This window comes from Type-D symbiont of Plautia stali (genome assembly GCF_001485335.1).
GTDB lineage: Bacteria > Pseudomonadota > Gammaproteobacteria > Enterobacterales > Enterobacteriaceae > Pantoea > Pantoea vagans_C.
Genome location: NZ_BBOC01000120.1, coordinates 1 through 12,120 on the forward strand (window position 1 = coordinate 1; position 12,120 = coordinate 12,120).

General features: G+C 49.4%; 14 protein-coding genes. 3 read left to right on the forward strand and 11 right to left on the reverse strand.

Going from position 1 to position 12,120, the window contains the following annotated elements:
• Together PSSD_RS23875 and PSSD_RS23880 are read right to left on the reverse strand one after the other, a co-directional pair.
• A partial coding sequence (locus PSSD_RS23875) for an alcohol dehydrogenase catalytic domain-containing protein (RefSeq protein ID WP_153011497.1) occupies positions 1-225 on the reverse strand: 225 nt, incomplete at its 3' end.
• Positions 226-355: 130 nt separating this feature from the next.
• Positions 356-616 (reverse strand): hypothetical protein, encoded by a 261-nt coding sequence (locus PSSD_RS23880; protein ID WP_039330318.1) that lies wholly within the window; start codon positions 614-616, stop codon positions 356-358.
• Positions 617-904: 288 nt separating this feature from the next.
• Here PSSD_RS23880 and PSSD_RS23885 point away from each other — a divergent pair, with 288 nt between their 5' ends.
• The 3 genes from PSSD_RS23885 to PSSD_RS23895 all read left to right on the forward strand — a co-directional run bounded on the left by PSSD_RS23885 (position 905) and on the right by PSSD_RS23895 (position 3,266).
• Positions 905-1,465: a hypothetical protein gene (locus PSSD_RS23885; RefSeq protein ID WP_039330317.1), complete on the forward strand. Its 561-nt coding sequence runs from the start codon at positions 905-907 to the stop codon at positions 1,463-1,465.
• A 113-nt stretch (positions 1,466-1,578) separates the two neighbouring features.
• Positions 1,579-2,502 (forward strand): extracellular solute-binding protein, encoded by a 924-nt coding sequence (locus PSSD_RS23890; RefSeq protein ID WP_058973947.1) that lies wholly within the window; start codon positions 1,579-1,581, stop codon positions 2,500-2,502.
• Positions 2,502-3,266, forward strand: a complete 765-nt coding sequence (locus tag PSSD_RS23895; protein WP_039330313.1) for a molybdate ABC transporter permease subunit — start codon at positions 2,502-2,504, stop codon at positions 3,264-3,266. Before PSSD_RS23890 ends, PSSD_RS23895 begins: the two co-directional genes overlap by 1 nt.
• A 221-nt stretch (positions 3,267-3,487) precedes the next feature.
• Here PSSD_RS23895 and PSSD_RS23900 read toward each other — a convergent pair whose 3' ends face one another.
• From PSSD_RS23900 to PSSD_RS26890, 9 genes are all read right to left on the reverse strand, one after another.
• Positions 3,488-3,961: a GlcG/HbpS family heme-binding protein gene (locus PSSD_RS23900; protein WP_039330311.1), complete on the reverse strand. Its 474-nt coding sequence runs from the start codon at positions 3,959-3,961 to the stop codon at positions 3,488-3,490.
• A gap of 86 nt (positions 3,962-4,047) precedes the next feature.
• Positions 4,048-4,659 carry a response regulator transcription factor gene (locus tag PSSD_RS23905; protein WP_058973948.1) on the reverse strand — a complete coding sequence of 204 codons (612 nt, stop codon included), beginning with the start codon at positions 4,657-4,659 and terminating at the stop codon, positions 4,048-4,050.
• Positions 4,660-4,663: 4 nt separating this feature from the next.
• Positions 4,664-5,995, reverse strand: coding sequence for a sensor histidine kinase (locus tag PSSD_RS23910; protein ID WP_058973949.1), 1,332 nt, complete (start codon positions 5,993-5,995; stop codon positions 4,664-4,666).
• 144 nt (positions 5,996-6,139) lie between these two features.
• Entirely contained in the window at positions 6,140-7,273 is a 1,134-nt protein-coding gene (locus PSSD_RS23915) for a type VI secretion system ImpA family N-terminal domain-containing protein (RefSeq protein WP_058973950.1), read from the reverse strand.
• A gap of 18 nt (positions 7,274-7,291) precedes the next feature.
• Positions 7,292-7,735, reverse strand: a complete 444-nt coding sequence (tssE, locus tag PSSD_RS23920; RefSeq protein WP_058973951.1) for a type VI secretion system baseplate subunit TssE — start codon at positions 7,733-7,735, stop codon at positions 7,292-7,294.
• 398 nt (positions 7,736-8,133) lie between these two features.
• Positions 8,134-8,604, reverse strand: coding sequence for a hypothetical protein (locus PSSD_RS23925; protein WP_058973952.1), 471 nt, complete (start codon positions 8,602-8,604; stop codon positions 8,134-8,136).
• A gap of 69 nt (positions 8,605-8,673) precedes the next feature.
• Positions 8,674-9,192: a DUF3304 domain-containing protein gene (locus PSSD_RS26885; protein ID WP_072215030.1), complete on the reverse strand. Its 519-nt coding sequence runs from the start codon at positions 9,190-9,192 to the stop codon at positions 8,674-8,676.
• Between the two features lie 435 nt (positions 9,193-9,627).
• A complete protein-coding gene (locus PSSD_RS23930; protein WP_058973953.1) occupies positions 9,628-11,415 on the reverse strand; it encodes a T6SS phospholipase effector Tle1-like catalytic domain-containing protein in 1,788 nt (595 codons plus the stop codon).
• A 10-nt stretch (positions 11,416-11,425) separates the two neighbouring features.
• A complete protein-coding gene (locus PSSD_RS26890) occupies positions 11,426-11,935 on the reverse strand; it encodes a DUF3304 domain-containing protein (RefSeq protein WP_072215031.1) in 510 nt (169 codons plus the stop codon).
• Positions 11,936-12,120 lie beyond the last annotated feature (185 nt).

Below are 12,120 nucleotides of genomic sequence, written 5' to 3' on the forward strand. Positions count from 1 at the left end.
CGCCGCATCACCCAATGCGCTGATGCGGCCAATCACTTCATGACCCGCAATCACCGGAAACGCAGAGATGCCCCACTCGTTATCAATCATCGACAGATCGGAATGGCATACGCCACAGTAATCGACCTCAACCTGTACCTCTTCAGCTGCCAGCGGACCGGCCTCATACTCAAAAGGCACCAGTGCTTCGCCAGCATTCATCGCGGCATAACTTTTGATTTTCATTACTGTCCTCTGTTTCAGCGTTTTCGACCACACAGTCTAGCAGAGCATCATTTAGGATTATGACGATTAATCAGTCGATTAGACTGAAACAGGCGATAACAGAGACGAAAAGCATCCAGGGTTAAAGCGGTCAGTGATTAACAGGCCCGCGATACGCGAGGCGTGCGGCTTCCACCAGTTGGCTGGCCGTAACGGTCGGGGGCAAGCGCATCAAGACCTTACACGCCTGCCAGTAACACAACACCATCTCCTCGTCTGTCTCGTTTTCAGCCATCTCGCGCAGCCGACGATGCAGGGTTAACACATCAAGAGTTTGCTGCTCATCCACCATCTCCGCAATGGTTTGATTGATCACCTGATGGATGATTTTCCAGGAAAGTTCGGCAAACACATTTAACCTCGTTGCTTGACTATTGGCTCCAGGCAAATGAATAAAACGTGCGGCGTACACCGCACAAAAAGGAAATCCAGAATGGCATAACTATAGTCGGTTATTTTCTGCGCAGACGCTGCAGCGGCGGGTTTTCTCGTAGTTAACGGATCTATAAAACGATTTTTCTTTGAGGCGGTTTTCGCCCAACGAATGCACTTGTAACAAAAAAGCCTAAGCCGATGCTGGCTGTCGCTTTCGCATTTTGCCAAATTAGGGCAACGTCTATCCTCGCAACAGGGAATGAAAATGAGTCAAACCACTGCTTTACATGCCGATCCGCTGGTCTGGGGCCATGGCCCTAAAGTCTTCGAGGTGTTTTTGGAACCAACCTGCCCGTTCTCAGTGCGTGCATTCAATAAGTTAGACGCGCTACTGGCATTGGTTGGCGAAGATAAGATGACGCTCAAGATTCGACTGCAATCGCAGCCGTGGCATATGTATTCAGGGCTGATCGTGCGCTATATTCTTGCCGCTTCGACGCTGCCAGAAGGCAAAGCTGCCGCGAAGCGCGTGTTGCAGGCGGTAGCTGATCACCGTGAAGAGTTTGAGTTTACCGATCACAGCCATGGCCCCAATATGGATGCGACGCCGAATCAGATTCTTGCACGTTTACAACAATATAGCGGTGTGGATGCACAGGCACCTTTCTTGCGTGCGGAGTTGCAGAACGAGATTAAATGGCATTGCAAGTACTCACGCCAGAATGGGATTCATGTCTCCCCAACCTTTATCACCAATGGCTTAGTGCAGTTGGATATCGGCAGTGGCGACGATATCGAATCCTGGGCTCAGCGCATTCTCGCCTGAGTTCGCAGCCCGCCACGGCGGGCTATCCCCATATTTCGCAACAGATTTCAGCTTGCACTGCTGACACAATTTCCGATAATCGTTATCTACCTAATTATATAGCGAGAAAGGGAATGCACGTTAAATACCTCACAGCACTGTTGTTAACCACCGCCGCTGGGCTCAGCCTGCAGGCGCAAGCCAACACCGATATTCGTGTGACTTACGCGGGTTCGATGGGCAAAGTGATGGACCAGTCTTTAGGTCCAGCCTTTGCCAAACAAAATGACGGCAAATATGAAGGTCAAGGCCAGGGCGCTTACGGTATGGCGCGTCTGCTGGCGAGCAAAAAAATCACCGCTGACGTTTTCGTCTCCATCACGCCAGGTCCAATGCAAATTCTGAAAGATGCGGGATTGATTGATGATGCGGTGCCTGTTGCCAGCACCAGCATGGTGATCGCCTACAGCCCGAAAGGCAAATTTTCGCAGCAGTTCGCGCAGGCTAAAGGCAGTGATGCGAGCTGGTTGAAAGTGTTGGCGACGCCGGGCATCAAGTTCGGCCGCACCGATCCGATCAACGACCCGAAAGGTCAGAACATCGTCTTTACCCTGTTGCTGGCGGAGAAATATTACAAGCAACCGGGCATCGCCGATAAAATTATGGGTGGCTATCAAAATCCGGCCCAGACACATCTGGAAGGTGGCCTGTTGGCGCGTTTAGAGAGTGGTCAGGTGGATGCCGCTGCGGGTTATGAAAGCGAAGTGATCTCGGCACATCTGCCCTACGTGGCCCTGCCGGATGAGATTAACCTGAGTAATCCAGAGATGGCAAAACAGTGGTATGACACGGTGAGCTTCAGTGTGAAAGATAGCGCGGGCAAAGATAAAGAACTGCACACCCAACCGCTGGTTTACTACGCTGCCGTGCTGAAAAACGCGCCTCACGGCACCGCAGCAGGCAAAGCGTTTGTTGATTTCATGCTGAGCCAGCCAGGCCAGGCACTGTTTAAACAGAATGGCTATGCCACGCCGAAAGGCGGTGCTATTTACGAATAATGAAAACCGGCCATGCCACTGCGCTGTGGCTCTCACTGCCAGCACTTTTGTTGCTGGCAGTGCCTTTTGTTACCCTGATTGGTGTGACGCAGTGGCAGCATCTGCATCTTGCCTGGGGAGACGGCAACGCCATCACCACCTCTCTGGGTTTGGGCGCGATTGCACTGCTGTTAATTTTTATCAGTGGGCTACCGGTGGCGTGGTGGCTGTCGCAGGCACAGGGTCGCGCACGCGCCATTGTCGAACTGCTGGTGATGGTGCCGCTGCTGACGCCACCGCTGGCGATGGGCATTCTGCTGGTCAGTGCTTACGGCCCTTATAGTGTGCCGGGAGAGTTGTTGGGTAAATTCGGCTGGACGTTGGTCAACAATCCAGCCGCTTTTATTTTGGCGCAATGGTACGGCGCACTCCCCTACTTCATCACCACTGCGCGGTCCGCGTTTGCGGGTGTCCCGCAGGATATTCTGGATGCGGGGCGCACGCTGGGAGCATCATCCTGGCAGGGGTTTTGGCGTCTTTCGGTTCCGCTGGCAGCGCCGGGTTTGGCATCGGCGACGGCGTTAGCATGGGTGCGGGCGATGGGTGAGTTCGGCATTGTGATGATTTTTGCCTATTTCCCGCAGGGGATGCCGGTGCAGCTTTATAACAATCTGCAGAATGATGGCGTGGACGCGGTGTATGTTTTGCTGTGGTTACTGCTGTTGTTTACCTTACCGGTGCCGCTGTTGTGTTTTATGGCGTCGAAGCGGGTAAGGCCAATGTAGGGGCGCATTGGGGCGCTGGTGCTTGGTATTACGCTTATCGGTCGCCATAAATAGCAACCCTACGACACTTGTATGCGGTTTTCGGTCGCCATAAATGGCAACCCTACGATACTCGTACGCGGTTTTTGGTCGCCATAAATGGCGACCCTACAACGTTCTTGCGCGGTTTTCGTAGGGTGCGCATTCATGCGCACCTTCTCAACCCTCTGATTAATCACTCGTTACTGAATCGCTTTTAACGCATCCAGCGCGCAGGCTTCATCCAGGTTTCCGCCCGGTGCACCGCCAATGCCGATGGCGCCAATCACCTGATCGCCACTCTTCACCGGCACACCACCTGCCAGCAACAGGAAGCCGGGGATGTCACGCATGTTTTGTGCGCCAGCATTGTTCTGTGCCGCTTCCATCACTTTACCGCTTGGGTTTTTGGTGCTCAGTGCGGTGAAAGCTTTCATACGGCTGGCATCAACGGTATGGGGTCCAGCGTTATCCATGCGTTGTACGGCTTTGACCAGACCTGCGCGATCCACCACTGTTACGGTGACATTGTAGTTTTTTGCCGCGCAGGATTGGATCGCTGCGCTGGCGAGTTTCTGCGCTTCAGCGAGTGACAGATTGGTTTCAGTCACGGCAGCCTGGCTACCAAAGGAAGCAAATACTGCCGCAGCAGCGATAAGAGAAAGGCGAATATTCATGTGTCACTCCTGAGTTATGTTGGGCAACACTCTAGGACGTAAGCGGGTCAAAAAACATTCGGACGATTACGCGGCAAACCAGGTAGTTATACCTGGTTGAGTTGTTGCCAGGCGTGGATCAATTGCGCCAGGTTATCCATCTCTAGCTTAGCCAATACTGCCGCACGATGCGCTTCAACCGTGCGTGGGGATAGAGCCAGAGCACGCGCAATCTCTTTACTGGTCTGCCCGGCAATCATCAGTTGCATCACTTCACTTTCTCGCGCCGACAAGAGCGCAAAACGCGCCTGCAATGTCTGCTGTGCTTCCCAGCGCTGCGCGCGTTGTTCGCTTTCATGCATCGCCTGATGCAGGGTTTCCAGCAGCGGTTCTATATCCAGAGGCTTGGTGTAGAACTCAAACGCCCCCTGACGAAACGCACGGCGGCAGGCCTCGATAGTGCCATGGCCTGTCATGATGATCACCGGCAGCAGCGGATGGCGTGCCCCCTTTTCCGCCAACCAGCTGAGGCCACTGATGCCCGGCATGCGCACATCCAGCATTAAGCAGCCGCGCAGTGGTTCCTCCGCTTGGGTTGCCGCTTCAAACGACGCTAAATCGGCAAAGTCGGCAACCTCATACTCCAGCGTTTTCAACAAAAAACCCAATGATTCACGTACCGATAAATCATCATCCACCAACCAAACTTTTGCGCCCATTCCGTTACTCCGCCAGTGGAAATATTAAGGTGATTTCCGCGCCGCCGTCGGCGCGATTTGCCAGCCGCTGCTGACCGTTCATGCGTAACATCAGGCTTTCGACCAGCGTCATGCCCAACCCCATGCTTTGTGGGCGCGTGCTGTAGAACGGCATGCAGGCCTGCGCTAATCCTTCGGCAGAGAAGCCCGGTCCGTTATCACTGATGATGATTTTGATTTCGTGCGGTAGACACTCAGAGGTTATGCTCACCCATGCGTCAGCCCGCCCATGCTGCATGTGGATGGCATTCTGTAAAAGGTTATGAAATACCTGCTCAAGCCATTGATCGTCGCCAATCACACGCATGTGTTCGTGCCGAAAGTCTGTGTGGATCTCAATGTCCCCCGCATCCAACTCCTGTTGTAGCAATACGGTGACGCGCCGCCACACCACTTCAGGGCTGATCGCTTTCATCGCCACGGGTCTCTCGCTGACAATGTCACGAAAGCGCTGCAGCAAACCTGCGAGGCGTTCGGTTTGCAGATTGATAGCGTTAAGCGCTTGCGGCAGATTTTCGTGCTTACCCTGTTTCAGCAGCAGTTGGCTACTGTGCAACCAGGTGTTAATAGCTGTCAGCGGTTGATTGATCTCGTGGATGATACCCGCAGTGAATTCCCCTAGTGCTTCACGTCGCGTGCGCTGGAAGTAATCGGCGCGCAATCGCATCTCGACGTTACGTCGCCAGTGGCGTAACAGACTCCAACCCAGCACACCGATAATCAGCCACAACAGCAGAGCAAGCAGGAAAGGAACCGCATGCAACGCATGCCAGTCGGGGTTGGCACTGCCCTTGATCAGAAAGGGCTGATAGAGATTAATAAAGGGTCGTTGCCACTGCCATCGCGCCTGGTCTGAATAGGTCGGCGCGGAAATCACCGGCTGCGCATGAATGTGAAATGCCAACGCCAGCGCGACATCCGGTGATTGCACGGCAAAGTGCAAATCCACCAGCATGCGAAATTGTCGATAAGGGCTATACAGCCAGTAGCGACCAGGGCTGACTTCTTCAAATCTTGGCCCCGTCAGCGAGCGATTTTGCGTGTGTTCAAGTTTGATAATCTGAGGAAACTTCTTCTGCAACTCGGCCACATCCTCATCACCCGTTAATAACGGCAATAAGGTTTCGTTTTGCGTTAAATAGGCCGCAATGCGGTTAAACTGCTGATGAAACTCTGCCTCCCGCGCACGATGCTGCTGCAGGATCTGGTCGGCGAACAACGCCAGTAGCGTGACCAGCGTGAGGAGGAGCCAGACCAGCCAATACCTTTTCATCCATCGGCGCTGTTTATGTGGCATGGTTTTCCGTTGTCAGGCAGTAAAAAAAAGCCCTCCGCGAGAGGAGGGTTGTCGAGAACGCATAGGCGTCCGGTCATATGATTTGCAACGTTTTAACCTGCTCAACCAGCGGATTCAATCTGTTTTGCACGCAGATCACTTATTTCAGAAGTCTGCCGCATACGACTTTGATTTAGATTGGCTTTTTAGTGCATCGGTGCTGGTTTGCGCTTTTTCCTGCTTCAAAAGCTGATAGCGCAGCGTTAATTGCTCCAGTAACAATTCAGTTTGCGACTCATCACTCAACTGATTGCCGCTTCCCTCGGCATAGCGTCGCAGTTGCTCTTCCACGGGAATCCGTTGATTAAAAGCCTGTATAGCGGAAAATATCCCCGTTTTAAGCTCGCTCACGGTGAGATACTTACCTTTGACCTTGTCCAGACCATTTAGTTGCTCAGCCATGTTTTCCAACTGTGCCATGCCGCGATGCCAGCTCTGCAAGCGATCCATTGGTATCGCCTGTTTGGCTCGATACTGCTGTTCGATCAGCGCTTGCGCGGCCACAGCGCGCTGATGATGTTCAAAGCGATACCAGCTGCCGCAGACTAACACCACTGCCCCGGCAAGCAAGGCACAGCAGGCGCCGCTGATAAAAGATTTCAGTGAAAAAGTTTGGGCAGGGACTTCATGCTGCACTTCGGCTTCAGGATAGACGACATAGACGTGGGTGCTGCTTTCCGGTTGATTATGGGTTGGTGCGCGTTGAACTGGCATCGGCGAGGCGGGTTTTGCCTGCAGACGAACGAGCGAATGCTTGACCTGGTGCAACAGGGTATTGGCCTGAGCAATCTCCTTCACGCCAAAACGCAGCAGCGCCTCACGCAATGAGATTAAGCGTTCTTCGGTCTCAATCAGCGTGGCGAGCAGGTCAATCTCATCCACCACCCAACTGCGATAAAGATTTTGCAGTCGCTTAAACATCAGGCTGAGAATGTCTGCCCGGACTTCAATAGCCAGCGGCCAGCAGACTGACCATTGGTGCACGATGAGCGCATCGATCAGGCTCAGCCCTTCGTTTAACCCGGTCAATCCTGCATTGTGACTGCGCGCCAACGTAAACCAGGCGGCGCTTTGCAACTCGACGCCGTTTTGCTCAAACAAGGTCAGGCTGAGTTGCTCTACTTTATGCCAGTCTACGTCGGGCCGGGCGGGATGCGACAACTTACTGATTTCGTCTTTGAGTTGTGCATAGGCGGGTAAGGTGCGCGGATCGGCACCGGTTTTAATTTCGAAACTCATGCTTGCTGCCTTCCTTGTTTAACGCGTCAATCCGTTACCCACTAACTGCTGTTGCTTCAAGTGACGCAACAGCACCCTGCCCTCGGGCTGAAACTCGGTGCCAAAACGCACCAGCCCGACTTCTGCGAGTTCAGCGTCAATCGCGTAACGCAGTTCGCCAGGGATGGTTTGTTCTAGCAGAGACACGTTGATGCCTTTCAGCCGTGGTTCATATTTCAGCAGGACTTCGGACAGGGTGAACAGCAGCTGATGCGCCGTACCCGGCATACCCTGCAGGATGCGTGTCATATCCGGCAAACCGTAATCAGGGATGTGCGCGATGGAGCCAGCACGAGTGTTGAGGATGCGCTGCATGTTGTCGAGGACGGAAAGGATGACCTGGTCCTGTTCGCTGACGGCGCCGAGTTCCAGGCCGCCGGTGAAGTTGTTGTAAAGAATGTCGTAGAGCGAGGGCGTGCTCATTATTGTTTTTCACCTGTAATGAAATGGGATTTGAAATCTTCCACTCGAATTTAATACTTTACATAAATACGTTAAATCTCCCTTGTTCAGAGATATTTAAATAGGTAATCACGGCATAAAAAGTGAGGTGGGAGATTTCATCAACTCAAAAAACTCATCATGACAGAACTGTCATTTTCCTAAAATAAAAATTGTAAATCTGATAGAGAATAATTGTCCCAGTGACGCCTCATATATCTTCCCTCCTGAATCCACCACTATTGCCAGGGACACCTGAATTTCTCCTCACACTTACTGAGTTGAGCCGATGACCTATATTTCTAAAAAATTAATACAGACTTCTTATGTACCGCAGCGATCGGTTTGCTTCGGAATATGGAGCCGTTATTGATATCCTGTCACGGAATAAGGTGGTTCAACATTCCGAAGAAACTTTCTTCATCAAACGCACGCTCCTTGCTGTCAAGCGTATTCATTTGAGCGTAGGTCCACCCAACAGCGTTACCAGAACCCATAAACAGGCGGTAAAGTGCGCTTTGTTGACCTTCTAAAGTGAGTGAGACTTCTGTACAACCCGTCACTCCCTGCCCATAGAGATACAATGGCGTAAAATTCAGCGATCGGTTATCAAGAATGACGGTTATTTCTGTGACTGAGAAGCTACTGTTGCCGAGCAAAAGTTCAACGATTGGGATGTCTCTGCTTTTGATGCTTAAATCTGAGCCTTCAAGCCATTGCTGTATGTTTTCATACATCTTTTCCATCTGCAGACGGAATGCTGCGATATCAGCCTGCCCTTTATTTTTTGCAGGTGGTGGAGGTTGCCTGGTGGCTTCTAGTTTCTGGAAAAATTGTGACTTTGCTGACATAGTTAACCTGTTCAATAAAAGTATTATCCTAAATTTCTGAAATGACGTTCTTAATATCCATTATTAACGTTACTTACCTTTTACCATTTTGGAAGCATCTGGTCGTTTTTCATAAGGTGACCATGCGTTATCACTCCAGCCCAGTAGAACCTTATCATTAGGCAGAAAATGCACATGGAGATCATTCTCATCCCATTTTCGTTCAGGAAGTGGCATAACAAGATGGCGAATTTCTTTGCGTAAGCCAGCATTATACTGAGTTCTAGTTGTGCTCAATATCCAAACAACTTCGGCATTTTTTCCGTTAATAGTTCCACAACATGTCGCCCCTCCACCACCATAAGCAAAAGCAAAAGCATTTGAACCACCCACACCATTCACACTAAATCCTAAAATAGGCCGGTCAATCTCACTATGAATAATTAGCGTTACTGGCCCTGAAGGTGGTCCCCAGATTGCTGACCAGACTATCCAACCGCTATATAACAGCACAGCTGTCAACAAACTCCCCCAGATCCACTTCCTCCAGCGAGCATAACCTCGGTTAACGGCTGCATCAATCTGCTCTAATTTATTATAAAATCCCATTAAGCATTCCATTTTCTGTCAACTGAAACTTGGACAAGCATCATGAAGATTTAATATATTCGACAGTGTTCATATGGAATATCCGCATTGAGAATTTCATCTTTATTTTAACATCGTTGTGCAAAAGGATTTCTTTTCTAATGCTTTTCAGGAAGTGATATCAATACGGCATATTGCCTAACGCAAACCTTTGGGATATTTTTCATGAGTCATGTCCAGCACTACCGATCATATAATCGCCGCCAAAAATTTCAATGCTTGGAGGAAATAAAATAATTTGTTATGAAATAAACTTTTTACAATCCCTCCATTATTAATTTGTAATCACTTCATGCAGATAGAGCTACTAATATGGTCTTGCAGATTCATCAGCCTGGATACTTGAATGAGCTTCCCATATCGGTTAAGGCCAAGTGCTGAACTAAATAATTGATGTCATGACTGCGGTTTTTCCATAGAGCGAATTACCAGGAAATCCTGTGAAATTGTCGCGCCTTTATCCACACTCTGTATATTATGTACAAACCAGGCATACATTTCGGGTGGTGCACGATCAAAAGGGATAGGCTGCGGGGCTCCATGATAAGCGGCATGTACGTATTCAAGGAATCTCTTTGCCCGTCTCAGCGCGGGACCGTACACTTCCGGCACAATATGAAGTCTTTTATCATGCGGATTAGTTTCCATACTGTTCTGCATCCGAATGGCCGCATCATGAACATCCTCCAGCCAACCCCAGTGTGTACGGAGCACCGTGAGCTCATCCTGGACTGAGCCTACTTCTTTTCGTGCCTGTGGCGTGAATCCAGCCAGACCTGCGGAAGCGCCTGCCGAGTTTAAAACCCTGCTGTTCTCTTTTTCATATTTCAGACACTCACTGCGATACTGATAATACTGTTGCCCCAACCACTCAAAATAACTGTCCAGATGATGGTTTTGCGCACTTACACTGACAGTGTTGTAAGGTACAGCCTGTTGGTACATCTCAGCCCATGTTGCCACGGATTTATTATTCACGTTGTCATGCATGACAAAATATGCGGCGATATCTGCATCGATTTTCTCCAGTCTCTGAAAATCAGGGTATGGAACCCCGGCCATCGTGGCTGCACGGTACATCTTATGGAGCGCAACGCGGCAAAGTTCTGCGCTGGGTTTTTGTTCATCCGCCTTAAGACCACCGCCTATATCCTCTGAACAACCGGGCAGAAGTTCTTCCCTGTGATTAGCATTACTGCTACCAAGACAATAGAGCCTACGCCAGGGCCGGGTTTCATGTGCCGCGACTAAGTGCAGTGCATTTTTTACTGCATCTCGCAAGGCTGATTCCTGATCTATCGACTTTTCGCCTAACAATGCGCTGATAGCTTTTACTGGCCCTCCTGCTGCTGAAACAAACCAGTCTACACCATTAGTATTACTGGCTGGAGTATGACGAGCGCAGTCAAAAAATCCGGTGAAAACGATTTCAACAAGGATATTCTGGTAATAATATTTCTCCCCACTTTTCTGACATATATTATCCAACAGTAGATCTATGAATTTTCTTGCCAGTGTAGCACCTAAGTCATAACCGAATATCGAGACCGAAACAATTTTAATCGGAACTGGGCTATTAGAATGTATTTCTTTAAAGCTTTCTTCAAAAGTTATCTTTGTAGATGAAATTCTTGTATCAACACCCGTGACCATCATATCTGCAACAATAGGATGGTCTCGTAGTGCTGGTGTTGCTTCTGTCAAAACTTTAATAGCTGTATTTTTTACCATATCTCGCGACAGGCTTTTCCATTCCGCTGGATTAATCAGTTTTCTTCCAGACTCTTTAATTACTTCCCACCATCCCTCACCTTTCAGAATATCAATACTTGCGTTCTTCGCCATTTCCTTTGGTTGTTCTTTCAAATCACCCATTATGGAATTCTGCGCCCCATCCATTATTGCATGGATCTTCGAAGTAAGATTCTCGCGAAATGGTGTACCTAACCCTGAAATATAAAACTTTGAATGAGCATTTGAATTATTATCATAAGACTCATCAGGGAACGCTCTAAATAATCTAGATATATTGCTAATTCGATGGTCAATTAAATCTAATTCAACATTACGGTGAATTCCATCAAAAAAGAAACCGACATGCCAAGTCCTGGAGCAGTTCCCCTCACCTGACTCAGAGAATTGATTTGCTCGATTCGATGCTGCAATAAGGCCTTCAATATCCACGATGCATCCCTCAATTATCAGTTAAATTTACATTTGGTAAGTCGACAACTTTAGGATGAGTAAATCCTCTACCCCACCATAAGCGAACATGATCACCAGGTAAAAAGTAGACGTGCAAATAATTTTCTCCCCACTGTCTTTCCGGTAGTGGTACATTTAAACGGCGTTGTTCCTTTAAATAGCCCGCATTAACTTGAGCTCTTGTTCTGCTTAACACCCAAATTATTTCGGCATTTCTTCCACTTATGCTTCCACAACATGTCGCCCCTCCACCACCATAAGCTGAAGCATTTGAACCACCCACACCATTCACACTGAACCCCAAAATGGGCCGGTCAATCTCACTATGAATAATCAGCGTTACTGGTCCTGAAGGTGGTCCCCATATTGCAGACCAGACTATCCAACCGCTATATGACAGCACAACTGCCAGTAAACTCCCCCAGATCCATTTCCTCCAGCGTGCATAGCCTCGGTTAACGGCTGCATCAACCTGCTCAATTTTGTTAAAAAAACCCATTGGCCATTCCTTTTTTATTTTGCGCCGACTCTAGGGAAGATCATCCCTGTTATAAAAACCAAAAAAGCATTTACTATCCCTTTATCCTGCACACCGACCTGATCCATTAATATCCAAATAGATTAACCAGGCTTTTTTCTCCCCTACGGATTTGCCCCAGCGCTTCATGTGTAAGCCGTTCTTTC

What these genes read in the sequence shown, in the direction of transcription:
- PSSD_RS23905 (WP_058973948.1), bottom strand. Translation starts at nt 4,659, where the DNA reads ATGGGCGCAAAAGTTTGGTTGGTGGATGATGATTTATCGGTACGTGAA.
- PSSD_RS23900 (WP_039330311.1), bottom strand. Translation starts at nt 3,961, where the DNA reads ATGAATATTCGCCTTTCTCTTATCGCTGCTGCGGCAGTATTTGCTTCC.
- PSSD_RS23890 (WP_058973947.1), top strand. Translation starts at nt 1,579, where the DNA reads ATGCACGTTAAATACCTCACAGCACTGTTGTTAACCACCGCCGCTGGG.
- PSSD_RS23895 (WP_039330313.1), top strand. Translation starts at nt 2,502, where the DNA reads ATGAAAACCGGCCATGCCACTGCGCTGTGGCTCTCACTGCCAGCACTT.
- PSSD_RS23910 (WP_058973949.1), bottom strand. Translation starts at nt 5,995, where the DNA reads ATGCCACATAAACAGCGCCGATGGATGAAAAGGTATTGGCTGGTCTGG.
- PSSD_RS26890 (WP_072215031.1), bottom strand. Translation starts at nt 11,935, where the DNA reads ATGGGTTTTTTTAACAAAATTGAGCAGGTTGATGCAGCCGTTAACCGA.
- PSSD_RS23885 (WP_039330317.1), top strand. Translation starts at nt 905, where the DNA reads ATGAGTCAAACCACTGCTTTACATGCCGATCCGCTGGTCTGGGGCCAT.
- PSSD_RS26885 (WP_072215030.1), bottom strand. Translation starts at nt 9,192, where the DNA reads ATGGGATTTTATAATAAATTAGAGCAGATTGATGCAGCCGTTAACCGA.
- PSSD_RS23915 (WP_058973950.1), bottom strand. Translation starts at nt 7,273, where the DNA reads ATGAGTTTCGAAATTAAAACCGGTGCCGATCCGCGCACCTTACCCGCC.
- PSSD_RS23925 (WP_058973952.1), bottom strand. Translation starts at nt 8,604, where the DNA reads ATGTCAGCAAAGTCACAATTTTTCCAGAAACTAGAAGCCACCAGGCAA.
- tssE (WP_058973951.1), bottom strand. Translation starts at nt 7,735, where the DNA reads ATGAGCACGCCCTCGCTCTACGACATTCTTTACAACAACTTCACCGGC.